This is a genomic window from Amycolatopsis sp. NPDC101161, from assembly GCF_044768185.1.
Classification (GTDB): Bacteria; Actinomycetota; Actinomycetes; order Mycobacteriales; family Pseudonocardiaceae; genus Amycolatopsis.
On record NZ_JBIWPI010000002.1, the window covers coordinates 2,026,897 to 2,051,184 of the forward strand.

The window sequence follows — 24,288 nt, forward strand, 5'->3', positions numbered from 1 at the left end:
TCCCCGGATATGACCTGGCACCTCACCGAGGACATCGACGACTTCCTCGCCCGGACCGACGACTTCCTGCGCTCGCGGCCCGCGCTGCACACCTCGCAGCTGACCCGGCTCGAGAAGCTGCGCAAGCAGCAGGAAAAGGGGACGCTCTTCGGCCGGCTGGAGCAGGGCGGCGAGGTCGAGGCGATCTTTTACGTCCGCCCGTCGCAACGCCTGCTCCTCACCGCGGTCGAACCCGAGCAGGCCGACGCCCTTGCCGCGAAACTGGCCGGCCACCCGTTGTGCGGCGTGACCGCGGAAGACGACTGCGCCGCCGCGTTCGCCGAGGCGTGGCGACGGCACACCGACGCGGAGGCGGTGCCCGGCGTGCGGGTCCGGCTCCACCGGCTCGGCACGCTCGTTCCGCCGGAGCCGATGCCCGACGGCCACGCGGTGGACGCGCCGGACCGCGCCGAAGTCATCCGCTGGTGCAGCGAGTTCGCCACGGCGGTCGGGCAGGCGCCCTTCGCCGACGAGTCGTCCTGGGCCGCCTCGAACTTCGCCGACAAGCGGTTCACGTTCTGGGAGGCCGGCTCACTCGTCGCCATGGCGGGTTCGACGTCGATGGTGGCCGGCATGGTCCGGGTCGACCCCGTCTACACCCCGGCCCGGTTCCGCGAGCGGGGCTACGCGGGCGCCGTGACGTTCGCCGTGAGCCGGGCCGCGTTGGCGGCGGGCGCGACGGACGTCGTCCTCTACACCGATCCCGCCAACGTCACCAGCAACGCCCTGTACCGGCGCCTCGGGTACGTCCCGATCGCCGCGTTCACCGGGTACGACTTCCGCTAGACCGGGCGGAGCTGGTTCAGGATGTGCTCGCGGTCGTTGAGGAACGCGCACGCCGGGACCGGCAGGTCGTAGCTGTTCAGCAGCCGCTCGAAGTCGGAGAACTCGTCGGTCGAGAAGCCGAAGCCGACTTTGACCGCGTGCGCGGCCAGGACGTCGGCCAGTTCTTCCCACTCGCCGGACCACAGCAGCGTCCGGTAGTGGGTGTAGTCCTCGGGGGACAGGCGGTCGGCCAGGTGCGTCAGGACGCTGTCGCCGAAGAAGCTGATCCGGTTCTCCTTGAGGTCGGCGACCGTCGGGTTCGCCGGGTCGCGGGCCGCGTCCGGGTTGCGAACCACGCCGGGGCCCGCCACCGGGTACGCCGTGTGGACGTGGCCGTTCTCCTCGACCAGCACGATCAGGTGCACGTTGTACCGCTCGCCCGCGCAGCGCCAGCGGCCGTTCGGCTGCCGCCGCCGGGCCTCGCTGGGGTCGTTCGCGACGTCCTTGACCACCGAGATGATGTGCTCGTCGCTCCAGCCGGGCGGGAACTCGCTGGTCGCCCGCCGCCCGACGCCCGGTGCGTGTCCGCCGCCCACCGCTGCTCCCTTCGACGCAACGAGCGTAGGTCAAACGGCGGCAGACAGCACCACGATGCCGAGGACGAGCAGGTCGGGACCGCGGAACAGCTGCCGGGTCAGGTTGGCGGGCATCGGCCCGACCGGGGTGTCCACGAAACCCGGATTCGCGTAGTCAACGGCGGTCCGCGTGACCGTGCGCAGGATCGAGAGCACCGCCAGCGGCACCGCGAGCCAGGTGCCCAGGCCGAACGACGTCCCACCCGCGAGGGTGACCACGGCGAGCACGCCCGTCCAGAGCAAACCGGTGCCGGCGAGCACCACGCCGTGCGCGACGACCAGGTCGCGGTTCGGCGAACCGAGCCAGCGGCGGCGGCCCGGGTTGCGCCACAGCTCGCCGAGCCCGGCGCCGAACGGCGTCAGCGCGACGTACGCGCCGAGGCCGGCCAGGACCGCGCCCGGCAGGGTCGGCAACGCGATGTGCGCGACGACGACCGCGAAGCCGACCAGCACCGCAGCCCCCGCGTACCGGGACCGGCCGAGCGTGCCCGCCACCGCCAGCCGCAGCGGGGTCGGCGGCCGGACCGAAAGCCCGATCGGCGCCGACGGCGGGAGCAGCATCATCGGGTCGAGGAAGGTGACGGCGACCGAGCGCAGCACCCGGCCGTCCCAGCCGGCGAGCAGCGCGGACCGGCCCGCGCGCGAGACCGGTTCGCCGCCGAAGGCCAGCGGCAGGGCGGCGACCAGCACGCCCGCGGCGATGAGCTCGACGGTCAGCGGGCCGAGGCCGAAAGCGGCGATCGCCAGGCCGAGGACGGCCAGCACCAGCGGGCCGAACGCGTCGAACCGCAAGGACGTCCGCCGCGCGGAAGCGAACGCGACGACGGCGGTCGCGGCCACGACGGCGATGCCCGCGCGCCACTCGTCCAGCCCCGCGCCGCCGACGGCGAGCATCAGCGCGGCCAGGTAGCCGGTCACCGCCACGACGCCGGTCCAGGCGCCGAGCAGCCGCAGCGTGACGACGCGGCCGCGGTCCACCGGCGCGAAGTCGAGCCAGGTCAGCTCGGCCGGTTCGACCCACGCGAAGCCGCGACGCAGCAGGCCGCGCCAGCCCACCGCGCAGCAGAGCGTGAGCAGGCCGAGCACGGCCGGGAAGTCGACGTGGGCCGAGCCGTAGACGGCCTGGCGCCAGCCGTCGACGTGGAAGAACGCCGTGAACAGGAACCCGAAGCCGAACAGGAAGACGAAGGAGGCCGTGTCGCCGCTGAAGATCCCGCCGAACCGCTTGCGGCCCGGGATCCGCATCCGGCGAGGCGTCAGGGTCACCACAGTTCGAGCGTGCTGTCCGCGGCTTCGAGCAGCGGCGGGTGGTGCGTGGCCACCACCACCGCCGCGCCGGCCGCCGTCGACCGGGCGATCAGCTCGACCAGCCATTCCTTGCCCTCGACGTCCAACGCGCGTTCCGGCTCGTCGAGCAGCAGGAGCTTGTGCGGCCGCGCGGTGACGCCGAGCAGGAGCAAGCGCCGCCGCTGCCCCGCCGAGAAGTGCCCGGACGTGACGCGCATGCGGTCGCCCAGGCCCGCATCGCGCAGCAGTTCCTCGTGGTCGCCGAGGTCGGCGCCGAACGAGCCGGACAGCAGTTCGAGGTGCTGCACCGGCGTCAGTTCGGCGAAGAAGTCGGAGTCGTCGAACAGGACGGACACCTTGCGGCGGAACTCGACGTCCCGCTCGTCCGGCGCCTTGCCGTCGATGAGCACGCGGCCCCGCTGCGGCTTCTGCATGCCGTAGAAGCAGCGCATCAAAGTCGACTTGCCGACTCCGTTCGGCCCGACGATCGCGGCGCACTCGCCGGGGTCGACGGAGAAGTCCAGGTCGTCGAACAGCCACAGTTCCCCGGCCCGGACCCCGATGCCCCGCGCGTCGATCATCGGAGGTGCTCGAGTACCGGGGCGAACTCGTCGAGGAACATCTCGAGGATGGTGAAGTAGGTGAACCCCCACCGCTCCCGGTGCCCGCGGATCTGGTCGGCGATCTGGGCCGGCGTGCCGACGAGCGCGATCGGCAGCTCCCCGATCTGCTCGGCGGTCATCCCGCCCGGGACGAGCCGCTCGATCTCGGCCAAGCCGGCCGCGCGGTCGTTCGTCACCTTCACGAACTGGCAGAGCAGGTTGAACTCCACTTCGGACGCTCGCTCGCCGAGCTTCGCCCGGACGAACGCCACCCGCTCGTCGACGTCCTCGGGCGGGGCCGCGGCGATGGGCGCGCCGTCCTGGGTCTTCGCCGTGCCGGTGAAGCCGATGATGTCGGCGTGCTCGACGGCCAGGCCGAGCACCCGGTCGCCGCGTCCGCCGAGCAGCAGCGGCGGCCCTTCGGGACGGACGGGCGACGGCTTGTGCTCGGGGTCGGCGTACAGCCGCTTCAGCTCGAGGATCGTGCGTTCGAGGTGGTCGACGCGCTCGCCGGCGGACGGGAACGGCATCCCGGCCGCTTCGAACTCCGCCTTGACGTACCCGGCGCCGAGCCCCAGCTCCAGCCGGCCGTCGGTGAACTGGTCGGTGCCCGTGACGTCCCGCGCCAGCAGCACGGGGTTGTAGAAGGGCGCGTTGAGCACGAAGGTGTTCAGCTTGACGCGGGAAGTGGCCTCGCCGGCGAGCACCAGCGACGGGAACGGCGTGGCCATGCCGAGGTGGTCGGCGACGGACAGCACGTCGTAGCCGAGGTCCTCGGCCTTGCGGCACTTCTCGACCCACGCGGCGCGGCTGTCCGGAACGACCATGTTGACACCGAAGCGGAATTCCCCAGTCATGATCCCCAAAATACTCACCGGTCGCGGAGGCGTTCGACCACCGGGGCCAGGCGGGGCAAGTCGTCTTCGATCACCGTGAAGTAGCTGATCCCGAGGGTCTCGCGGGTGCGCAGCAGCTGGTCGGCGACGGCTTCGGCGGATCCCACGAGGACGGTCGGGAGTTCGCCCAGCTCATCGACTTCGAGGTCCGGCACCCGCCGGTGCACGGCTTCGAGCGTGCCGCGCCGGTCGGCGGTGATCCGCGTGACGTGCACCAGCAGGTTCAGCTCGACGTCCCGGCCGTCGAGCGCCTTGCGCGCGAACTCGACGCGTTCGGTGAGCTCGGCGGCGCCGGCCAGCGCCATCCGGCCTTCGGTCTTGGTCGCGGCGGTGCCGGTGAACCCGACGATGTCGGCGTGCTCGGCGGCCAGCTTGAGCACGCGATCGCCGCGCCCGCCGAGCAGCAGCGGCGGCCCGGGCTTCTGCACCGGTTCCGGCTTGTGCGACGGGTCCGCGTAGAGCCGTTTGAGTTCCAGAACCGCGCGTTCGAGCCGGGCGAACCGCTGCCCGGGCGTGCCCCATTCGATGCCCGCCGCGTGGAACTCGTCCTCGACGTACCCCGCGCCGATGCCCAGCTCCAGGCGGCCGTCGGTGAACTGGTCGGTACCCGTGACGTCCCGGGCGAGCAGCACCGGGTTGTGGAAGCAGGCGTTGATGACGAACGTGTTGAGCCGGACCCGCTCGGTCGCCTCGCCGGCCAGCACGAGCGCCGGGAACGGCGGCGCCATCCCGACGTGGTCGGCCGCGCCGACGACGTCGTAGCCGAGGTCTTCGGCCTTCCGGCACTTCTCCACCCACTCGGCCCGCGAGCCGGGCACCACCAAGTCCACGCCGAACCGGAACGGTCTCATGGTCGCGAAACTACCTCGGAAAGGTAGAAGGGGACGCCTCCCGGATGCGGCCGGGAGGCGTCCCCTTCTGTCTCAGAGAGCTCAGCTCAGGCGCTGGGCCAGCGCGTCGAGCTCGTCACGCAGCGACGTCGGGACCCGGTCGCCGATCTTCTCGAACCACTCCTCGATCAGCGGCAGCTCCTCGCGCCACTCCTCGGGCTTGACGTCCAGGGCGGCCTGGATGTCCTCGATCGGCTCGGTCAGGCCCTCGGTGTCGAGGTCCTCGGCGCGCGGCACGAAGCCGACCGGCGTCTCGACGGCGTTGCCCTTGCCCTCGACGCGCTCGATGACCCACTTGAGGATCCGCGAGTTCTCGCCGAAGCCCGGCCACAGGAAGCGGCCGTCGTCGCCGCGGCGGAACCAGTTGACGTAGAAGATCTTCGGCAGCTTGTTCGCGTCGGCGTTCTTGCCCAGCGTCAGCCAGTGCTTGAAGTAGTCACCGGCGTGGTAGCCGAGGAACGGCAGCATCGCCATCGGGTCGCGGCGCACGTTGCCGACCGCGCCGGCCGCCGCGGCGGTGGTCTCCGACGACATCGTGGCGCCCATGAAGACGCCGTGCTGCCAGTCGCGGGCCTCGTTCACCAGCGGGACGGTCGTCTTGCGGCGGCCGCCGAACAGGATCGCCGAGATCGGCACGCCCTTCGGGTCGTCCCACTCCGGCGCGAGGATCGGGCACTGCGACATCGGCGTGCAGTAGCGCGAGTTCGGGTGGGCGGCCTTCTCGCCGGAGTCCGGCGTCCAGTCCTGGTGCTTCCACGAGGTGGCGTGCTCGGGCTTGTTCTCCATACCCTCCCACCAGATGTCGCCGTCGTCGGTCAGGGCGACGTTCGTGAAGACCGTGTTGCCCTTCTCGATCGTGCGCATGGCGTTCGGGTTGGTGTGCCAGTCGGTGCCCGGCGCGACGCCGAAGAAGCCGAACTCGGGGTTGACCGCGTACAGGCGGCCGTCCTCGCCGAAGCGCATCCAGGCGATGTCGTCGCCCAGGGTCTCGGCGCGCCAGCCCGGGATGGTCGGCTGCAGCATGGCGAGGTTGGTCTTGCCGCAGGCGCTCGGGAACGCGGCCGCGACGTAGTGGACCTTGTCCTCGGGCGAGATCAGCTTGAGGATCAGCATGTGCTCGGCGAGCCAGCCCTCGTCGCGGGCCATCACCGAAGCGATGCGCAGCGAGTAGCACTTCTTGCCCAGCAGGGAGTTGCCGCCGTAACCCGAGCCGTAGCTCCAGATCGCGCGCTCCTCGGGGAAGTGCGAAATGTACTTCGTTTCGTTGCAGGGCCAGGAAACGTCCTGCTGTCCCGGCTCGAGCGGCGCACCCACGGAGTGGAGGGCGGGCACGAATTCACGCTCGGTGCCATCCGGCGCGACGAACTTGTCGAGGGCCGCCTTGCCGGCGCGCGTCATCACGCGCATCGAGGCGACAACGTAGGCGAAATCGGTGATTTCGATACCCAGCTTGGGGTTCTCGTCAGCGAGCGGGCCCATGCAGAAGGGGATGACGTACATCGTGCGGCCGCGCATCGAGCCCCGGAAGAGCTCGGTCATGGTGGCCTTCATCTCGGCCGGGTCCATCCAGTTGTTCGTCGGGCCGGCGTCCTCGGGGCGCTCCGAACAGATGAAGGTGCGGTCCTCGACGCGGGCGACGTCGTTGGGGTCGGAAGTGGCCCAGAAGGAGTTGGGCTTGGACTTGAGCTGCACGAACGTCCCGGCCTCGACCAGCTCCTGGTTGATCCGGGCGGCTTCTTCGTCGGACCCGTCGACCCACACCACGCGGTCCGGGGTGGTCAGCTCGGCGACCTCCCGGACGAAGGACAGCACGCCAGTGTGCGTCGTCGGCGCGGTGTCCAGTCCGGGGATGGCGACTGCGGTCATCTCTACTCCTGACTTCCGACGACAAAAGAGCCCACACCGGAACGACGCTGTTCCGGCGCGGGCCACATTGCCGACGACCGAATGGCTTCGCGCACCGGCTGGCGAACCGGTGTGCGTGATTTGGGATTCCCTGAGAGTAGCCGCATGACCGGCAGGTAACCGAGAGCTGGCGTGTAGGTTCTCTCACAAGAACGATAAGGGAATCGATTCAGAAGTCACTTGATCGGTGTATTCGGCGTAAATCTTCCGGTGGGCGCGATCACACCCGTGACCTGGCCGTTTTCATTTGTGACATGAAGAAAGCCCGAGGCCGGAGCCCCGGGCTTTCAAACTATGACCTGAGTCACGTTCAGTTCGGCGAAATCCACTGTCCCGTACCGGAGTCGATGCGCGCGACGCCCTCGAGCGTCTGCGTGCCGGCGCCGCCCCATTCGGCGTCGCCCGCCGGGTCGCCGTCGCTGCCGGAGTCCATCAGTCCACTGGAGACCTCGGTCCACTGGCCGTGGCCGGTGTGCTCGAACGTCGTGGTCGTGCCGTCCGCTTCGGTCTGCACGGCGATGTCCGCTTCGCCGTCGCCGTCCTTGTCGGTGAAGGCGATCGTGCCGCCGCTCTTCGTCTCGACGATGGCGGTGTCGTTGTGCCCGTCGTGGTCGGTGTCGATGGTCGCGGCCCCCGCGTCGACCTCGCCGTCCGGCATGTCCGCGTGGATGTGGCCGCCGGAGCTGTCGTCGTGACCACTCGTGCCGGAGTCGTCGTGGCCGCCCCCGGAGGACTCGACCCACTGGCCGCTGGCCTCGTCGTAGACGGCCTGCTCGACGACCTTGCCGTGGTCGTCCAGCACGGCGTACTGGTCGGCCTGACCGTCGTGGTTCGTGTCGATGAAGGCCTGGGCGGTGCCGTCGTCGTGCTCGATGATCGCGGTGTCGTCGACGCCGTCGCCGTTCGCGTCGTAGTTGACCTCGGCCTGGTACTCCTGGCCGTCGACGTGGACGGTCATCGCGTTCGTACCGCTCGCGTCGGTGTCGCTGCCGCCGCTCTCGTCGACCCACATGGGAACTGCCCCCTTTGAACCGGATAACGCCGTCTCTGACCTGCTGTCGGAGGGTATGACTCACCGTAGGCCCGTTCGGTTCCGCTCCACAACCGGGCGCGTGGTCAGGCCGTCTTGTCCCGCAGTGCCCGGATCCGGGTGAGGAACGCTTCGGCGCGGTCACGGCCTTCGGAGACCTCTTTGAGCCGCTTCGACACGATGGCGATCTTCTTGGCGCGCTCCTGCGCACCCATCTTTATCGTCTTGTCGACTTCCTTCAGCTCGGCCTCGATGGCGTCGATGCGCCGGCCCAGTGCCTCGTCCAGGGCCATCGACAGCTGCTGCTCGGCCTCGATGAGCTGCTCGGCGACGAGCTGGTCGAGCGTCGAGCGGGCGTCCGCGATGGCCTCGACCAGCCACTGCTTCATGTGCTGCTTGTCGGCCGCGTGCTTGCGGGTGCGGGCCATCCACCAGCCGGCGCCGAGGCCGATGATGATCGTCGCGGGCAGCACGACGGGGTTGAGGATCGCGACGCCGGCCAGCGGCAGCGCGGCCACCTTGCCCGCGCCGACGCCGCCCGAGATGCCCATGAAGACGAGCAGCTTGTCCTCGGCCGTCGGCGGCTTCTTGTCCGGCGGCCGCAGCACCACCGGCGGCCCGCCGGCCCGGGCGAACTGCGCGCGGATGACGTCGAGCTCTTCGGGCGAGAACAGCTCCGACAGCGAGACGTTGGTGACCTGGTTCAGGCGCTGCGAGAGCAACATCGAAATGCGCTGCGACGTCGTCTGCAACGCGATGTCGACCTGCTGCGGCAGCGCGGCCAGCTCGTCGCGCTTGGCCGCGTCGATCAGCTGGCGGAAGTGGGTCTGCGCGTCCCGCATCTGCCGGGCGCTCTCGTGCCCGATCTCGACGCGGGTGCGCTGCACCTCCCCGCGCAGCTTCAGCTGCCAGCCGCGGGTCGACGTCCGGCGCTCGGCCTGCAGCTGGTCCCGGCGTTCGCGCAGCTGCTCGGCCTCGGCCTCGCCCGCGGACAGCGCCCGGCTTTCGGCCTGCAGCTTCGCCTTCAGCTCGCCGAGCGCGCTGGACAGCGCACGCAGCGTGTTCGCCTCGCCGAGCATGGCCGAGCGGCCGACGAGGAGCTCCTGCAGCGCCGTCTGCACCGCGGCGACGCCGGACTTCTCCCGCAGCATCGCGGCCATCTGCTCGTTCGGCGCCTTCGAGGCCGTCTCGAACATCCGCGCCGACACCGGGTGGAAGACGGCGTCGGCGAAGCGGGGCGCGTGCTCGCGCAGCAGCTGCCGATCGGCCTCCATGACCTCGCGCCAGCCGCGGAACATGTCCACCTTGGTCAGCGCGAACACCACGGTCTCGACGCGCTCGCCGACGTCGCGCAGGAACTGCAGCTCGGTCGAGGTGAACGGCGCCGAGGCGTCGACGACGAACAGCAGCGCGGTCGCGCCCGCGGCGGCTTCCTTGGCCAGCTCGCCGTGCAGCGAGTCGAGCCCGCCGACCCCCGGCGTGTCGACCAGCGAAAGCCGCTCCAGCAGCGGGACCGGCCCGGTGACCTCGACGTACCGTGGCGGGATCTGGCCGGGCGGCAGCTCGTGCGCGGCCGACACCCAGTTGATCAGCTGGCCGAGGTCGATCGGCACCGACGCCAGCTGGCCGGGGTAGCAGGCCTGCGCGCCCCACGTGTCGGCGTGGTCGAACACGAGGTAGGTGGCGGTGGCGACGTCGGCGTCCACAGGGGACAGTCCCGGCATCGCGAGCAGCGCGTTGACCAGCGAGCTCTTCCCGCGGTTCGTCTCGCCGACGACCACCACGGACGGCTTCTTCGGCCGGGCCCTCCGGACCTGGTCGACCCACTTGGCGGCCTCCGGGTCGGCGTCGCGGACGACGGTCAGCAGCTGGTCGCGGGCGGCCTGGACCTGCGCGGGCAGGCTCGGCGCGGTCGGTGCGCTCACGGGTTCTTCTTCGCGTAGACGGTGACGATCGGGGCGCGCAGCAGCCGGTCGTGGTCGGCGAAGCCGGTGACCTCGGTTTCCGCGACGACGCCGTCGAGCGCGGGGTCGTCGGTCGGGACCGCGCCACCGGCCTCGTGGCGGGCCGGATCGAACCGCTCGCCGTCGGGCCGCAGGGCTTGCACCCCGATCGCGGCGAGGCCTTCTTCCAGGCGTTCGACGACGCCGCCGCTGCGGGCGCGGTCCAGGGCGTACAGGCACATCTGGATCAGCGCCTGGCGATCGGCGAGCGCACGCTCGAGGTCGGTCCCGACCTGCTGCTGCAAGGGGTGCACATCGGTGTCCGACGCGGTGGACCCGCCGCCGGTTCCGTCCTTGCGAAACCACGCCATGCGGACAGTTTGGCGGATGCGGCCCCACCGTGGGCGGAAGCCGCCGTCAGACGAGCTGGTCGATCACGTCGCGGAGCACGGCTTCGAGGCCGGGGCCGTCCTCGGCGAGCCGGGACGAGACGAGCAGCTGGTCCTCGGCCGTGCGCAGCCAGATCGAGCCGGCGACGGAGATCTCGATGACGTTCAGCCGGAACGGGTACGCGCGCCGGCCCAGCCGGACCTCGGCCTCGCGCACGAGCTGGCCGAGCCGCTCGCCGGCCACGATCTGGCGGCGGTAGAAGCCGGGCGCCCACGGCGTGCTGCCGGACGGCTCGCCCGCGCCGCGCAGGGCGGGCCCGCGCGCGTTGGCGAAGTGGCGGGCCGCGGCCGGGCCGAAGAACTCGAGCGCCTGGCGCATCGCCGAGCCCTGCGCGAGCGCGGGCCGGCCGTAGCGGGAGCGGGGGCTGCGCGGGTCCGGGTCTTCGCGGTTGCGCAGGAAGGCGAGCAGGTCGACCCACCAGTCGGCCCACTGCGCCTGGACGGCCGCGCGGTCGATCTCGCGTGGGACGTGCACCGGGACCTGCGGCTCCACGGGCGGCAGCACCTGTCCTTCGGAAACGGACAGCGCGAGGGCGTCACGGATGTACAGCGCGACGTCGATCTCGTTCTCGCTGCTCCAGCCCGCTCGCCACGATGTCGTGTTTTCTAGGCGCACGCCTCAACAGTACGCGGGAAACGGGCGCTGACCGGCGAAGTCGGCAAGCAGAAACAAACTCAGGCTTCGCGGACTTGTTGCCAGATCAAGAAGTACGCCCGGTGCACGACGTGCGCGACGCGGCTCTGCGCCGGCGTCGCGCCGAAGGACGCGAAGGAGCGCCACCACCCCGCGCGTTCGAGGGCGTGAGCGGCGAGCTCCGGCCGGGGTGCGCCGGGCTTGCCGAGCTGGGCGCCGATGTCGGCGTTGCTGCCGACGCGCAGGACCTCCTCGGACAGGTCCTCCGGCATGTCGACCGCGCCGGAGGCGACCAGCGTCAGCGCTTCGAGCAGCCGCAGCTGGTGGGCCTCGGGCTTGGCGAGCAGGACCTCGATGGCGTCGTGGACGCGCTGGCGTTCGCCGGGGTCGCCGGAGGCGTGCGCCAGCGCGGTGACCGACGCGAGCGCCGCGGCCGCCTTGATGCCGTCGGCACGGGCGGCGAAGACGATCGACAGCCGCTGCCGCACCGCTTCCAGGCCGGACGCGTCGAGCAGCGAGCGCCGCAGCGCGCCCGCCGTGATCTCCGGTTCCTTGCGGATGGCCTCGACGGCGTGGGAGACGCCGAACAGGTCGAGCTTCTCCAGCAGCCGAAGCCGGGTGCCCGACGGGACGTCGCACTCCCAGGTCGTGAAGATGTCGGCCGAGATCAGCATGGTCTGCAGGACGTCGTCGTCGAGGTCGGCGAGCTGCCGCAGCGCCTCGGCGTCGGCGGAGGTGAACCCGCCGGACTCGGCGGACTCGGCGATCAGCCCGATCACCGGCAGCACGTCGGCCACGCGCGGCTTCAGCGTCGACGCCTGCTTCTCCGACAGGATCGTCGCGGCCTTCCAGATGTCGCCGCCGGAGCCCTCGACCGACTCCGGCGCGATCGTGTCGGCCTTGTTCAGCACGGCGATGGCGTTGACCGGGCCGGCCTCGCGGCTCGCGGTGGCCGCGGTGAACGCGGCGAGGGCCTGCTGGTCGTCGGCGCGGACGCCCTGGGTCACGACGTAGAGCACGGCTTCGGCGCCGGCGACGGCGTTGCGAGAGGTGTCGTCCAGCTCGTCAGAGCCTTCGTCGTCCTTGGCGTGCTTCGCGGCGCCCAGCAGCTGCTCGGTCCGCGACACCGAAGCGGCGTCGAGGGAGCCGAGGCCGGGGGTGTCGATCACCGTCATGCCCTGCAGGACGGCGTTGGTCAGGTACGCCTCGATGTGCGACACCTGCTCGATGTCGACGCCCAGCTCGGCCGGGATCATGCCGTCGGCGGCGAAGGGGAGCACCTGCTTGCGGCCGTCGGTGAAGACGATCTCGACGCGGTCGACCGTGCCGTACTGGAACCGGGTCACCAGCCGCGTGCACTCGCCGATGTCCGTCGGCGCGACCCGGCGCCCGATCAGCGCGTTGACCAGCGTCGACTTGCCCGACTTGATCCGCCCGGCGACGGCCACCTGCAGCGGCGCGCCGAGCCGGCGCAGCACTTCGGCGAAGCCGGCCGCGGTGCGCGCGGAGACCTGTGACTGCAGGCGGTGGCACAGGTTGGCCACCGACATCGACAGCGGTCCCGCGAGCCGGCCCTGCTCCGGTGACGTCACGGCCCCCAGCCCTCCCCGGTCGTACGGACAACCCCGTGAATCGTGCCATGCACCTCATCCGGAGGTCGCACCGAAGGTGGTACCGGCGACCGACGCGCTTCCCCCGGCCCGCGACCTAGTGTTGTGTGGTGCGACGGCTGAGCCTCTGGATGCGTGCCCACCCCATGGCGGGCGACACGGTGCTCGCCGTCCTGCTCGGCTTGATCGACATGCTGCTGTTCGTCGCCGACGGCTTCGCTGAAATCGCCGAAATGCCGCCGTGGTACATCGCCGTGCCGGTGAACGTCGCCATGGTGGCGCCGCTGGTGTTCCGGCGGAAGTCGCCGCTGTGGTCGGCGTACGTCGTGCTGGTGATCGGTGTCGTGCACGGGACGCTGCAGCTCGGCGTCTCCAGCGTCGCCGCACTGGCGATGAGCATCTATTCGGTCGTCGTCTACGCAGGGCGGCGGCAGGGGCTGGTGTACGTCGGCGCCGTCGTCGCCGGGTCGGCCGTGCAGCTGGCGCTGGGCCCGGCGGACGAACTCGTCGTCTCGGCGCTGTTCCTGGCGTTCGGCATCGCGCTGTGCTGGACGCTCGGCGAGTTCGTCGGCGCCCGGCGCGCCTACGACGTGGAAGTGGAGGCCAGGTTGCACCTGCTCGAGACCGAACGGGACCAGGCCACCCGGATCGCGGTGGCGGAGGAGCGCGGCCGGATCGCGCGCGAGCTGCACGACGTCGTCGCGCACGCGGTGAGCGTGATGGTGGTGCAGGCCGACGGCGCGTCCTACGCGATCGAGAGCAACCCCGAGCTCGCCCAGCGGGCCCTGCAAACGATTTCCGAGACCGGCCGCGGCGCGCTCGGCGAGCTGCGGCGCCTGCTCGACGTGCTCCGCAGCGACGACGCCGAGGGCGAACCCCGCGTGCCGCAGCCGGACGCGCACGCCCTCGCCGAGCTGGCCGACCGGATGCGCACCGCCGGCGTGCCGGTCGAGCTGGAGACCGACGAGCTCGGCGACCTGCCCGCCGGGGTCTCGCTCGGGATCTACCGGATTGTGCAGGAGTCGCTGACCAACACGCTCAAGCACGCGGGCCGCGGCGCGACCGCGTCGGTGCGGGTGCACCGGACCGGCGACCTGGTGGAGGTGCTGGTGTCCGACGACGGCGCCGGGCGCGTCCCGCAGCTGGCCGCGGCCGGCGCGTCCCAGCGGCTGCCCGGTGGGAACGGCTTGATCGGCATGCGCGAACGCGCGCACGTGTACGGCGGAACGCTCGACGTGGGCCCCGCTCCGGGCGGTGGGTGGCAGGTCCGCGCGGCCCTGCCGGTTAGGTTGGACAAGTGATCCGGGTGGTGGTCGTCGACGACCAGGAACTGATGCGCGTCGGGTTCCGCATGGTGCTGGGTGCGCAGGCCGACATCGACGTCGTCGGCGAGGCGGGCGACGGCGCGCAGGCCATCAAGATGGCCGAGGAGCTGCGGCCCGACGTCGTGCTGATGGACGTCCGGATGCCGGTGCTCGACGGCGTCGAGGCGACCAAGCGGATCGTCGCGGCCGGTACCGCGCGCGTGCTCGTGATGACGACGTTCGACCTCGACGAGTACGTCTACGCGGCGCTGCAGGGTGGCGCGAGCGGGTTCCTGCTCAAGGACACCCAGCCCGGCCACCTGGTGTCGGCGCTGCGGGCGGTCGCCTCGGGCGACGCGGTGGTGTCGCCGTCGGTGACCCGCCGGTTGCTCGACCGCTTCGTCGGCTCGGGCGGCGCGCCGATGCGCGACACCGCGGAGCTGGACGTGCTGACCGACCGCGAGCGCGAGGTGCTCGTGCTGATCGCCAAGGGCATGTCGAACCTGGAGATCGCGGAGGCGCTGTTCCTCTCGGAGGCGACGGTGAAGACGCACGTCGGGCGGATCCTGGCGAAGCTGGAGCTGCGGGACCGGGTGCAGGCCGTGGTGCTGGCCTACGAAACCGGTCTCGCGCGCCCCGGCTTGGCCTAGCGGTAGTCGTCCGGCGGGGTGGTCGCCGGGTCCTTGCCCGCGTTGCGGACCTCGGTGAGCCAGCGGCCGAAGTCCGGGCGGTCGCCGTCGATGTCCGTGTAGCCGTACTCCTTCATCAGCGTCCAGGACGCCAGCGTCCGACCCGCGAACCGCGCGACCTCCGGATCCTGCGCCAGGGCCGCGACGCCGCGCGCGAGCAGGTACGGCGTCTCGGAGATCTTGAAGTCGACCGGGGCGAGCTTGCCGACCGCGTCGCGCCAGTTGTCCTCGGTGACCTCGAAGTGGTCCAGCATCGACTCCGACCGCAGGAAGCCTGGCGTCACCGAGAGGCCGACGCAGTCGTTCTTCTTCAGCTCCACGCCCAGCGCCCGGCCGAGCGCGCGGATGCCGCACTTGGCCAGGTAGTAGGGGAGACCCGCGCCGACGTAGTCGTCGTTGTCGCCGTCGGTCACCTCGAGGACCAGGCCGCGCCGCGCGACCACCAGCGGCAGCAGCTTGTGCAGCGCGATGAGGTGGGTGTCGAGCGCGTTGTGCGTCAGGTTGAGCGCGTCTTCGAGCGGCGTCTCCCAGAACGGCGCGTCGAAGTGGAAGTACATGTCGCCGCCCCAGACGTCGTCGACCAGGATGTCGATTCCGTCCACTTCGGACTCGATGCGCGCCTTCAGGGCGTCCACATCGGACACCGACGTGAAGTCGCAGCGGACCACGACGGCCTTGCCGCCGGCCGCCTCCACCAGCTCACCCGTCTCTTCGATCGTCTCCGGGCGCTTCAGCGGTGACGCCGTTTCGCGCGTCGTGCGGCCGGTGACGTACACCGTCGCGCCTGCGCGGCCGAGTTCCACCGCGATCGCGCGTCCGCAGCCCCGGGTCGCCCCGGTGACCACGGCTACCTTGCCCTGCAAGCTCATGAACCCTCCCGTCCCCGCCACGCGGTCAGCACCGCGTCGACGTCCTCCGCCAGCCGGTCGGCCAGCTGCCCGTGCGGCCGGATCGACCAGTCGATCGACACCCCGTTGATCACGTCCAGCACGACCCGGGCCGCCCGCGGCACGCTCGGGGCGTGCGGCAGCGAGGGAGCCGCCGCCCGCACGAGCCGCCGCAGTTCTTCCTCGACCGCCGTGAAGTGCTCGCCCAGCAGCGACCGCAGCACCGGGTCGCCGATGTCCACGCCGAGCTGGCCCAGGTGGTTCGCCGCTTCTTCGGCGTCACCCAGCACCGCGTAGACCGACACCGCCGCGGCGCGCAGGCCGTCGACCGGGTCGTCCGCCTCCTCGGCGCACGCCCGCATGTGCTCGACCGCCCGCCGCGTGGCCCGCCGGCTCATCTCCTGCAGCAGGCCGCTCTTCGAGCCGAACCGCTGCGCGACCGTGCCGACCGAGACGGTCGCCTCCGCGGCCACCTGCGCGAGCGTGAAACCGGGGCCACACCTGCCGATCACGGTCTCCGCCGCGCCCAGCAGCCGCTCGTCGGTGATGCTCCTCGGCCGGGCCACGTCATTATTGAACCACAGTTCATTAATGACGTCGAATCAGGGTCCTCTCAGGGTCATCACGGATCGCGCATCGGCCGAAGAGCCAGCAAGGTACTACTCAGGTAGGGGGCCCGGTTCGGTCTCCAGGGTGACGCGCGAACCGGCTCCGACCCGCGACGATGAACGCGTCGTAAGCGAGGGGCGGAAGAGGAGCAGTCATGATCGAGGCAACCGGCCTCACCAAGCGGTACGGAAAGACACTGGCGGTGAACAACCTGTCGTTCTCCGTGGCCGCGGGTCAGGTCACCGGCTTCCTCGGCCCGAACGGGGCGGGCAAGTCCACCACCATGCGCATGATCCTGGGCCTGGACAACCCCACGGGTGGTCAGGTCACCATCGGGGGCAAGAAGTACCACCAGCTCAAGGAACCGCTGCGCACGGTCGGCGCGCTGCTCGACGCGAAGTGGGTGCACCCGAACCGCTCGGCGCGGGCGCACCTGCTGTGGATGGCGAAGTCCAACCGCATCCCGGCGAGCCGTGTCGACGAGGTGCTCGACACGGTCGGCCTGACCAGCGTCGCGACCAAGCGCGCCGGCGGGTTCTCGCTCGGCATGTCGCAGCGGCTCGGCATCGCGGCCGCCCTCCTGGGCGACCCGGAAGTACTGCTGTTCGACGAGCCGGTGAACGGCCTGGACCCGGAGGGCATCCTCTGGATCCGGAAGTTCATGCACCGCTTGGCCGAGGAAGGCCGCACGGTGTTCGTGTCGAGCCACCTGCTTTCGGAGATGGCGCTGACCGCCAGCAACCTCGTGGTGATCGGCCGCGGGCAGCTGATCTCGCAGTCCTCGACCGAGGACTTCGTCTCCCGCGCCGCGGAGAACACCGTCAAGGTGCGCTCGCCGCAGCTGACCGAGCTGCGCGACGCGTTGCAGCGCGCCAGCGCCGGGGTCGCCGAAGAGGGCAACGCGCTCGTGGTGTCCGGGATGGACAGCGACAAGATCGGCGAAATCGCCGCCGCGAACCGGATCGTGCTGCACGAGCTGAGCCCGCAGACCGGCTCGCTCGAGCAGGCCTTCATGCAGATCACCGGCGACTCCGTCGAGTACCACACCGGTCTCGACGCCGAGGCGCAGCACGTGCTCGAGTCCGCCAAGTAAACGGGGAAACCAAGATCATGAACCTGCTCGCGGTAGAACGCATCAAGCTGTTCTCCACCCGATCGCCGTGGTGGTGCGCGCTCATCACCCTGGCCCTGACCATCGGCTTCGCCGCCATCATCGCCGGCGCGACGCCGTCCGACGCGCAGCTCACGCTGTCGGCCACCCAGTTCGGCGGCTCGCAGTTCGGCATCGCCGTCGTCATGGTGCTCGCCGCGCTCGCGGTGACCACCGAATACCGGTTCAACACCATCCGCACGACGTTCCAGGCCGTGCCGCACCGCTCGCCGGCGCTGGTCGCCAAGGCGGTCGTCGTCGCGCTCGTGGCGCTGGTGATCGGGGAGATCGCCGCGTTCGGGGCGCTGGGCCTCGGCATGCTCATGCGGCCGCACGACGGCCTGGGCCTGCACACGTCGCAGGACTGGCTGAACGTCGCGGGCCTCGGCCCGGTGTTCGCCCTCAGCGCGGTGCTCGCGGTCGCGCTCGGGATCCTCATCCGGCACAGCGCCGGTGCCATCGCACTGCTGCTCATCTACTACTTGGCCGTAGAGGAGCTGGTGCAGCTGATCCCGAAGATCGGGCACACCATCCACGAGTGGCTGCCGTTCAACGTGGCGAACAAGTTCCTGCGCGGCTCGGCGGTCGTCGACGGCCCCGCGCCGTCGGACTCGCCGCTCAGCCCGGGGTGGGCGCTGGCGTACTTCGCCGGCATCGCGATCGTGTTCCTGCTCGTCGCACTCGGGGTTGCGAAGAAGCGGGACGCCTGAGGGGAAACAGGGGAAAAACGGGAATCCGGGTCGCGCTGTCGGGGGGCGACCCGGATTCCCGTTCCCGATAGGCTCGTCGGGTGATCGAAGCGAACGCACTGACCAAGCGGTACGGCGCCACCACCGCGGTCAACGAGCTGACGTTCACCGCGCGGTCGGGGCGCGTCACCGGCTTCCTCGGCCCGAACGGCGCCGGCAAGTCCACGACCATGCGGCTGGTCCTCGGCCTCGACACCCCGGACGCGGGCACGGTCCTCGTCGACGGCGTCCCGTACCGGGAGCTGAAAGATCCACTCCGGACGGTCGGCGCGATGCTCGACGCCACCTGGCGCCACCCCGGCCGCAGCGGGCGCGACCACCTGCGCTGGCTGGCCGCGACCAACGGCCTCCCCGAGAAGCGCGTCGACGAGGTGCTGGACCTGGTCGGGCTGACGAGCGCCGCCGACCGCCGCGCCGGGCAGTACTCCCTCGGCATGCTGCAGCGGCTCGGCATCGCCTGCACGCTGCTCGGTGACCCGCGTGTCCTGCTCTTCGACGAGCCGGTCAACGGCCTCGACCCCGAGGGCATGGCCTGGATCCGCCAGCTGCTGCACGCGCTGGCCGCCGACGGCCGGACCGTCTTCGTCTCCAGCCACCTGCTGCCCGAGATGGCGCAGACCGCCCAGGACCTGGTCGTGATCGGGCGGGGCCGGCTGATCTACCAGGGCACCATGGACGACTTCGTCGCGCGGACGAGCCAGCACGGCGTGCGCGTGCGCACCCCGCACGCCGACCAGCTGCGGACCGCGCTGACCGGGCAGGCCGAGTTCACCGAGGCCGGCGGCGCGTTCGTCGTGTCCGGTTTGGACAGTGACCGGATCGGCCGGCTCGCCTTCGACGCGGGGGCGACGCTGCACGAACTGAGCCCGATCACCGGCTCCCTGGAGCAGGCCTACCTCGACCTCACCCGTGAGGCCGTCGAATTCCCCGCGGCGGAGGTCGCCCGATGATCACGAACCTGCTCCGCGCCGAGCGCATCAAGCTCTTCAGCACCCGGGCGCCGTGGTGGTGCCTGGCGCTCGCGTTCGCCGCGCCGCTCGGCTTCACCGCGCTGTTCTTCGCGCTGGCCGGACCGGAGATCCCGCCGACCGTCGGCAACACCCAGCTCGCAAGCGGCAACGGCCGGACCGTGCTGGTCGTCCTCGCGATCCTCGCGACGGCGTCGGAGTTCAACTGGGGCACGATCCGGCTGACGTTCCAGGCCGTGCCGAGCCGGGTCCCCGCGCTGCTGGCCAAGGTCGTGGTCGTCGGCGCGGTCGGGGCCGGGCTCGGGCTGCTCGTCGGCTTCGGCTCGTGGGGCCTGGCGACGCTGGTGAACCCGGACGCCGACCTCGCGCTGCGCTCGGGCGCGGAGTGGCGTTCGGTGCTGGGGCAGAGCCTGGTCTTCCTGCTCGCCGCGGTGGCCGGCGTCGGTGTCGCCCTGCTGCTGCGCAGTGTCGCCTTCGCGTTGACCGTGGTGCTCGTGTGGACGCAGGTGCTCGAAGGCGTGGTGATCTTGATCCCGGGCGCCGGCAAGCACATCTACCAGTGGATGCCGTTCCACGCGGCCGACCAGTTCGTCGGCGCCGGCGGGCTCGGCGCCGGGACGCTGCAGCTGCCGCCCGCCCCGCTCGGCCCGTGGGGCTACCTCGGCTACTTCGCGGCGGTCTGCGTTGCCCTGTTCGTGGCCGGCGTGATCACCACGGCACGCCGCGACGCCTGAGCGTGACGGCACTCTCAATACCTCAAAAATTCGTGTTAACAAAAGATGAAGAGCCTGTGGCTTCTCTCACAGGCACCGGACATACTGCTATGACCAGGCAATATTCGTAAGTGAGCACCGGAACCGTCTGCGCTCCCCTGGAGGTGATCCTTGACGGTGAACACCGGTCAAGAATTGGGCAACACGATTCCCCGAGCCCGCGTCGAAGACGATGCTCCCCGGCTCGAACCGATGCTGGACCTCGAATGGTCGCGGGCGATCGAGCTCCCGCAGGCTGCCATGACGGCGGCCACGCCGGCCGAACTCCGCCGGGCGTGGGTGCACCGCGCGCCCGAAGACACCGTCCTGGCCCTGTTCCGCGCCTCGGCCGGGATGGTCGGGCCGATCCCGGCACCGTGGTGGCTCCGCGCGATCGCGGACGGGAAGCTGGATTCGCGGGAACAGGGGTTCCGCGTCGAAGACCGCATCGCCCAGCTCCTCGGCCGGCGGCCGGGCTGGGAATTCGTCCCGTGGGCGGCGGACGGTGAATCCGGCTACTGGGAGTTCATGCCGTCCGAACGCGGGAAATCGGGCCACGCGATTCCCACGACGGTGATGAACACCGACCGGCACCCGGGCTGGATCGACGTGCTCCCCGCGCACACGGGGGCGACGCCGGACCCGATCCCGATCGCCGGACTCGCGGGGCTGCGGTCTCGTCTCGGGGAGCTCGAAGCCGTTCGTTAACCTCGGTGGGTGGAGAACCAGGACCAGCCCCGGCTGCGCAGCGTGGTCAGCTACGTCAAGCGCGGTGGCCGGATGACCGTCGGGCAGCAACGCGCGTGGGACGAACTGTGGCCGAAACTCGGCCGCACGGTCGGTGAGCTGCCCGCCGGAACGCTGGACTTCACCGAGTGGTTCGGCCGCGAAGCCCCGGTCATGCTGGAGATCGGTTCCGGCATGGGCGAGACGACTTCGCAGCTGGCCGCCGCGGCCCCGGAGCTGAACTACGTCGCGGCCGAGGTCTACGACCCGGGCCTCGGCCAGCTGATGCTGCGCGCGGAAAAGCTGGGCGTCGAGAACCTGCGGCTGCTGCACGGCGACGCCGTCGTGCTGCTCACCGAGCACGTCGAGCCGGACACGCTGCACGGCGTCCGGCTGTTCTTCCCGGACCCGTGGCCGAAGAAGAAGCACCACAAGCGGCGGATCGTGTCGCCGTCGTTCGCCGCGCTCGTGGCGTCGCGGCTCGCGCCCGGCGGGACCTTCCACATGGCGACCGACTGGGAGAACTACGCCGAGCAGATGCTCGAGGTCTGCTCCGCCGAGCCCGCGCTGCGCAACCGGTACGACGGCTGGGCGCCGCGGCCGGAGTGGCGGCCGGTGACCAAGTTCGAGCAGCGCGCCGACGTCGAAGGCCGCGTCTCGCACGACCTGATCTTCGAGAAGCGGTAGGAGTTCGCCCCTCCCCCGACAGAGGGGCGAACTTCCTTCCCTATTCCTCGGCCAGCGGCTCGGCCTGGACCCGCTTGAGGGCGGGCGTGCAGACCGACGCGCCGAGCAGGGCCACCCCGACCCCGAGCACGACCGGCGCCAGCAGCCACGGGCTGAGCACGATTCCGCGTGGGTCGACCATGCTGTACAGCCCAACACCGACCAGTACCCCGACGATTCCCGCGCCGATGGTGGCGACCAGCGCGGGCAGCGCGGCCTCCATCCGCAGCGCCCTCGCCAGCACCCGCACCGGCGTGCCGGCCGCCATCAACGCCCCGAACGTCCGACGGCGGTCCATCACCGAGCCCGCGGTCGCGACCGCGGCGCTGCAGCCGGCGAGCACGCCGGCGGCGATCAGCCCGATCACCGTGACCCGGCGCAGGTCGCCGAGCTCGGTCTGCTGGTTGAACAGGTACTGGTCGCGGCTGCCGACCTCCTCGCCGGCGGCCGGCGCGGCCAGCGCCGTCCGGACGATCTCGCGGTTGGTGTCGGTCGTCGGCGCGACGACGGTGACGTACTTCGGCGTGACGCCGGCCGGCAACGCGGCCGGGTCGATGATCGACGTGCTGGACAGGTCCGAGTCCCGGGGCGGCACGGCCTCCGCCCGCGTACCCGAGTTCACGGCCACCGCGGGGGCCTCCCATTCCGGGGCGATCTTGTACTTCGCCAGGTCCAGCTGCGTGTCGCCGAAGACGGCCGGACCGCCGGCGCAGTTGGCCGGCGTGAGGCCGTACCGGGTCAGCTTGACGGCGTCCGCGCAGGTCATCACCAGCGCCCGGTTGCCGGTGCGCTCCCGGCCCTCGCCCTGGACGAGGTAGACCTCGCCGACCGCGACGGCCTTATCGGCCTGCCCGTACTTCTGCAGCGACGCGTTGGCCTGGTCGACGACCTTGCCCGCGTGCTGGGCGTCGGTGTCGACGTAGAGCACGGAGTCCTGGAAGGACCGCCCGCCGCCGGCCATCGACTCGAACGTCGGCAGCAGCGTCAGCGCCATCGACCCGGCGAACACCGCGAGCACGATCCCGGCGGAAGCGCGGTAGGCGCCCTTCGGGTCGTCCCGCAGGCGGCGGCCGGCGAGCAGCGCCGACGGGCGCCGCCAGATCCGGACGAACGTGCCGCCCACCGCCGACGTCACCCACGGCCCGACGACCGCGGCCGAGCCGACCAGCAGGAACAGGCCCGCCATGACCATCGTGATGCCGCCGGAGTCCTTCGCCGTCGTCACCGCGACGAGGAAGAACAGCCCGGCCGCGGGCAGCGCCAGCAGACGCCACCAGCGCAACGGCTTCCTCGTGTGGCCGCCCGTCGCGAACAGCGGGTTCTTGAGCACGCGGCGCAGGCCGAGGACGCCGGCCAGCACCACGAGCACCGGGATGGCCAGGACGATGAACACCGTCAGGCCGACCGGCAGCGCGAAGTCGGACGCGAGCCAGGTGCCCCCGGCCCACGGCACGAACGACGCGAGGCCGTGCAGCGCCGGGCTGATCAGCAGGCCCAGCAGCGCGCCGATGCCCGCGGACAACGTCGTCTCGGCGGCCACCATGTTCGTGACCTGCCCCGGCGTCGCTCCGACCAGCCGGATCGCGGCCAGCCGCCGCTCCCGCCGGGCCGCGGTCAGCCGCGCCGAGGACGCGACCAGCACCAGGCTCGGCACCAGCAGCACGATGATCCCGACCCAGGACAGCAGCATGAGCAGGGGATCCGGGCGCGCCTTCCCGCCGGGGAAGCCCGCGATCGGGTTGGCGTTCTCCGGCATCTGGTCGGGCGTGTGCCCGACGAGCGCGACGAGCTGCTCCGGGAAGCGGAGGCCGTTCTCGTCGAGCGCGCCGACGGGCTTGCCGAACCGGTCGCCGAGCTGGTCGGCCGGGTGCGCCTGCAGGAGCCGGCCGAGCGCGGGCGACACGACGGTCTCGCCCGGCCCCGGCAGCTGCGGCACCCCGGCCGGCAGCGGGACTTCGGCGGCGGTGGCCCCGGGCGCCAGCGCGACGTCGACGCGCATGATCTGCTGTCCGCCGAAGTAGTCCTTCGAGGAGTTGAAGAGGATCTTGGCCGGGGCGTCGGAGCCGCGGCTGAAGAAGTCCTGGCCCTGCCAGAGGGCCCGCTGCTCGCGGTTCTGCGTGGCGAACGGCAGCGTCGCCAGCAGCAGCACCAGCCCGGTCGCGACGGCCACCCCGATCGCGGTGAGGATCGCCGACGTCCGGGTCCGCCGGTCGACCTTCAGCACCCGCAGGGCGATCTGGAGCGAGTTCACGCCGCCAGCCTCGTCGCGATCAGGCCGTCGCGGATGGCGACGGTCTTCGGCATCGACTCGGCCAGCTCGCGGTCGTGGGTCACCACGATCACCGCGGCGCCCGTCTCGTGGGCGGCGCCGAGCAGGGCGTCCATCGTGTCGCGGCCGGTGCGCGTGTCGAGGGCACCGGTCGGCTCGTCGGCGAAGATCACCTTCGGCCGGTGGGTCAGGGCGCGGGCGATCGCGACGCGCTGGGCTTCGCCGCCGGACAGCTCGCCGGGACGGCGTTTCTCCTTGCCGGCCAGGCCGAGGCGCGAAAGCCACTGGCGGCCGGCTTCGATGGCCTCCTTGCGGCCGAGCCCGGCCAGCAGCGACGGCAGCGCGACGTTCTCTTCGGCCGACAGCTCGGCCACCAGCATCCCCGACTGGAAGACGAAGCCGAACTCGGTGCGGCGCAGCTCGCTGCGCTTCTTCTCGCCGAGGTGGTCGATCCGTTGCCCGGCCAGGAAGATCTGCCCGTCGTCGGCCCGGAGGATCCCGGCCAGGACGTGCAGGAGCGACGTCTTGCCCGAGCCCGAGGGCCCGACGATCGCGACGGCGTCCCGTGGCTGGATGTCGATGTCGATGCCGGCGAGGGCGTACTGCGCGCCGTAGCGCTTCACGAGCCCGCGGCCGGAAAGCACCGGCCCGATCGTCGATTGTGGAGTGTTCGGGTCCACCACGTTCTCCCCTGTCGGTTCGGATCTTGACGCCGACGAGCTTCGCGGAGATCGGGCGGTGTCCACTTCGGGCAGACGGCCAGTCAGTCCCGGT

At 71.2% G+C, this 24,288-nt stretch carries 24 protein-coding genes; 9 read left to right on the plus strand and 15 right to left on the minus strand.

Annotation, left to right across the window (positions count from 1 at the left end; all coding sequences use genetic code 11):
- The first annotated feature begins 9 nt into the window (after positions 1–9).
- Positions 10–825 carry a GNAT family N-acetyltransferase gene (locus ACIRSS_RS21065; RefSeq protein WP_400897163.1) on the plus strand — a complete coding sequence of 272 codons (816 nt, stop codon included), beginning with the start codon at positions 10–12 and terminating at the stop codon, positions 823–825.
- Here the strand turns inward: ACIRSS_RS21065 and ACIRSS_RS21070 are convergent.
- From ACIRSS_RS21070 to ACIRSS_RS21120, 11 genes are all read right to left on the minus strand, one after another.
- Positions 822–1,400, minus strand: coding sequence for an EndoU domain-containing protein (locus ACIRSS_RS21070; RefSeq protein ID WP_400897165.1), 579 nt, complete (start codon positions 1,398–1,400; stop codon positions 822–824). The genes ACIRSS_RS21065 and ACIRSS_RS21070 overlap by 4 nt on opposite strands.
- Before the next feature lie 30 nt (positions 1,401–1,430).
- On the minus strand, positions 1,431–2,708 hold the full coding sequence (locus ACIRSS_RS21075) for a hypothetical protein (protein ID WP_400897167.1): 1,278 nt from the start codon (positions 2,706–2,708) through the stop codon (positions 1,431–1,433).
- Complete coding sequence (locus ACIRSS_RS21080; RefSeq protein WP_400897169.1) at positions 2,702–3,307, minus strand: ATP-binding cassette domain-containing protein; 606 nt, start codon at positions 3,305–3,307, stop codon at positions 2,702–2,704. Before ACIRSS_RS21080 ends, ACIRSS_RS21075 begins: the two co-directional genes overlap by 7 nt.
- Positions 3,304–4,185, minus strand: a complete 882-nt coding sequence (locus tag ACIRSS_RS21085; protein WP_400897171.1) for an LLM class F420-dependent oxidoreductase — start codon at positions 4,183–4,185, stop codon at positions 3,304–3,306. Before ACIRSS_RS21085 ends, ACIRSS_RS21080 begins: the two co-directional genes overlap by 4 nt.
- A 14-nt stretch (positions 4,186–4,199) precedes the next feature.
- Positions 4,200–5,075 (minus strand): TIGR03621 family F420-dependent LLM class oxidoreductase, encoded by an 876-nt coding sequence (locus ACIRSS_RS21090; RefSeq protein WP_400897173.1) that lies wholly within the window; start codon positions 5,073–5,075, stop codon positions 4,200–4,202.
- Between the two features lie 81 nt (positions 5,076–5,156).
- Entirely contained in the window at positions 5,157–6,980 is a 1,824-nt protein-coding gene (locus tag ACIRSS_RS21095) for a phosphoenolpyruvate carboxykinase (GTP) (RefSeq protein WP_400897175.1), read from the minus strand.
- Positions 6,981–7,329: 349 nt separating this feature from the next.
- Positions 7,330–8,031, minus strand: a complete 702-nt coding sequence (locus tag ACIRSS_RS21100) for a hypothetical protein (RefSeq protein WP_400897177.1) — start codon at positions 8,029–8,031, stop codon at positions 7,330–7,332.
- A 104-nt stretch (positions 8,032–8,135) separates the two neighbouring features.
- Positions 8,136–9,974 carry a dynamin family protein gene (locus tag ACIRSS_RS21105; RefSeq protein ID WP_400897179.1) on the minus strand — a complete coding sequence of 613 codons (1,839 nt, stop codon included), beginning with the start codon at positions 9,972–9,974 and terminating at the stop codon, positions 8,136–8,138.
- Positions 9,971–10,363, minus strand: a complete 393-nt coding sequence (locus tag ACIRSS_RS21110) for a nucleotide exchange factor GrpE (protein WP_400897181.1) — start codon at positions 10,361–10,363, stop codon at positions 9,971–9,973. The genes ACIRSS_RS21105 and ACIRSS_RS21110 overlap by 4 nt, the downstream gene beginning before the upstream one ends.
- Before the next feature lie 46 nt (positions 10,364–10,409).
- A complete protein-coding gene (locus tag ACIRSS_RS21115; protein WP_400897183.1) occupies positions 10,410–11,057 on the minus strand; it encodes a hypothetical protein in 648 nt (215 codons plus the stop codon).
- A gap of 59 nt (positions 11,058–11,116) precedes the next feature.
- A complete protein-coding gene (locus ACIRSS_RS21120; RefSeq protein WP_400897598.1) occupies positions 11,117–12,625 on the minus strand; it encodes a dynamin family protein in 1,509 nt (502 codons plus the stop codon).
- A gap of 206 nt (positions 12,626–12,831) precedes the next feature.
- Between ACIRSS_RS21120 and ACIRSS_RS21125 the strand changes: the two genes are divergently transcribed.
- A complete protein-coding gene (locus ACIRSS_RS21125) occupies positions 12,832–13,986 on the plus strand; it encodes a sensor histidine kinase (RefSeq protein ID WP_400897600.1) in 1,155 nt (384 codons plus the stop codon).
- Positions 13,983–14,639, plus strand: coding sequence for a response regulator (locus ACIRSS_RS21130; RefSeq protein WP_400897185.1), 657 nt, complete (start codon positions 13,983–13,985; stop codon positions 14,637–14,639). Before ACIRSS_RS21125 ends, ACIRSS_RS21130 begins: the two co-directional genes overlap by 4 nt.
- Here ACIRSS_RS21130 and ACIRSS_RS21135 read toward each other — a convergent pair.
- Complete coding sequence (locus ACIRSS_RS21135) at positions 14,636–15,547, minus strand: SDR family NAD(P)-dependent oxidoreductase (protein ID WP_400897187.1); 912 nt, start codon at positions 15,545–15,547, stop codon at positions 14,636–14,638. The genes ACIRSS_RS21130 and ACIRSS_RS21135 overlap by 4 nt on opposite strands.
- A complete protein-coding gene (locus ACIRSS_RS21140; protein ID WP_400897189.1) occupies positions 15,544–16,131 on the minus strand; it encodes a TetR/AcrR family transcriptional regulator in 588 nt (195 codons plus the stop codon). Before ACIRSS_RS21140 ends, ACIRSS_RS21135 begins: the two co-directional genes overlap by 4 nt.
- 197 nt (positions 16,132–16,328) lie before the next feature.
- Here ACIRSS_RS21140 and ACIRSS_RS21145 point away from each other — a divergent pair, with 197 nt between their 5' ends.
- From ACIRSS_RS21145 to trmB, 6 genes are all read left to right on the plus strand, one after another.
- Entirely contained in the window at positions 16,329–17,267 is a 939-nt protein-coding gene (locus tag ACIRSS_RS21145; RefSeq protein ID WP_400897191.1) for an ABC transporter ATP-binding protein, read from the plus strand.
- Positions 17,268–17,284: 17 nt separating this feature from the next.
- A complete protein-coding gene (locus ACIRSS_RS21150; RefSeq protein WP_400897193.1) occupies positions 17,285–18,034 on the plus strand; it encodes an ABC transporter permease in 750 nt (249 codons plus the stop codon).
- Between the two features lie 80 nt (positions 18,035–18,114).
- Positions 18,115–19,023 (plus strand): ABC transporter ATP-binding protein, encoded by a 909-nt coding sequence (locus ACIRSS_RS21155; RefSeq protein ID WP_400897195.1) that lies wholly within the window; start codon positions 18,115–18,117, stop codon positions 19,021–19,023.
- Positions 19,020–19,775, plus strand: coding sequence for a hypothetical protein (locus ACIRSS_RS21160; protein WP_400897197.1), 756 nt, complete (start codon positions 19,020–19,022; stop codon positions 19,773–19,775). The genes ACIRSS_RS21155 and ACIRSS_RS21160 overlap by 4 nt, the downstream gene beginning before the upstream one ends.
- Before the next feature lie 156 nt (positions 19,776–19,931).
- Complete coding sequence (locus ACIRSS_RS21165) at positions 19,932–20,501, plus strand: hypothetical protein (protein WP_400897199.1); 570 nt, start codon at positions 19,932–19,934, stop codon at positions 20,499–20,501.
- Between the two features lie 9 nt (positions 20,502–20,510).
- The gene (trmB, locus tag ACIRSS_RS21170) at positions 20,511–21,206 is read left to right on the plus strand and encodes a tRNA (guanosine(46)-N7)-methyltransferase TrmB (RefSeq protein WP_400897201.1); all 696 of its coding nucleotides are present in this window, start codon (positions 20,511–20,513) and stop codon (positions 21,204–21,206) included.
- 40 nt (positions 21,207–21,246) lie between these two features.
- On the opposite strand, the gene ACIRSS_RS21175 is transcribed toward trmB, so the two are convergent.
- Together ACIRSS_RS21175 and ACIRSS_RS21180 are read right to left on the minus strand one after the other, a co-directional pair.
- Positions 21,247–23,496, minus strand: coding sequence for an FtsX-like permease family protein (locus ACIRSS_RS21175; protein ID WP_400897203.1), 2,250 nt, complete (start codon positions 23,494–23,496; stop codon positions 21,247–21,249).
- Positions 23,493–24,194, minus strand: coding sequence for an ABC transporter ATP-binding protein (locus tag ACIRSS_RS21180; protein WP_400897205.1), 702 nt, complete (start codon positions 24,192–24,194; stop codon positions 23,493–23,495). Before ACIRSS_RS21180 ends, ACIRSS_RS21175 begins: the two co-directional genes overlap by 4 nt.
- Positions 24,195–24,288: the final 94 nt, after the last annotated feature.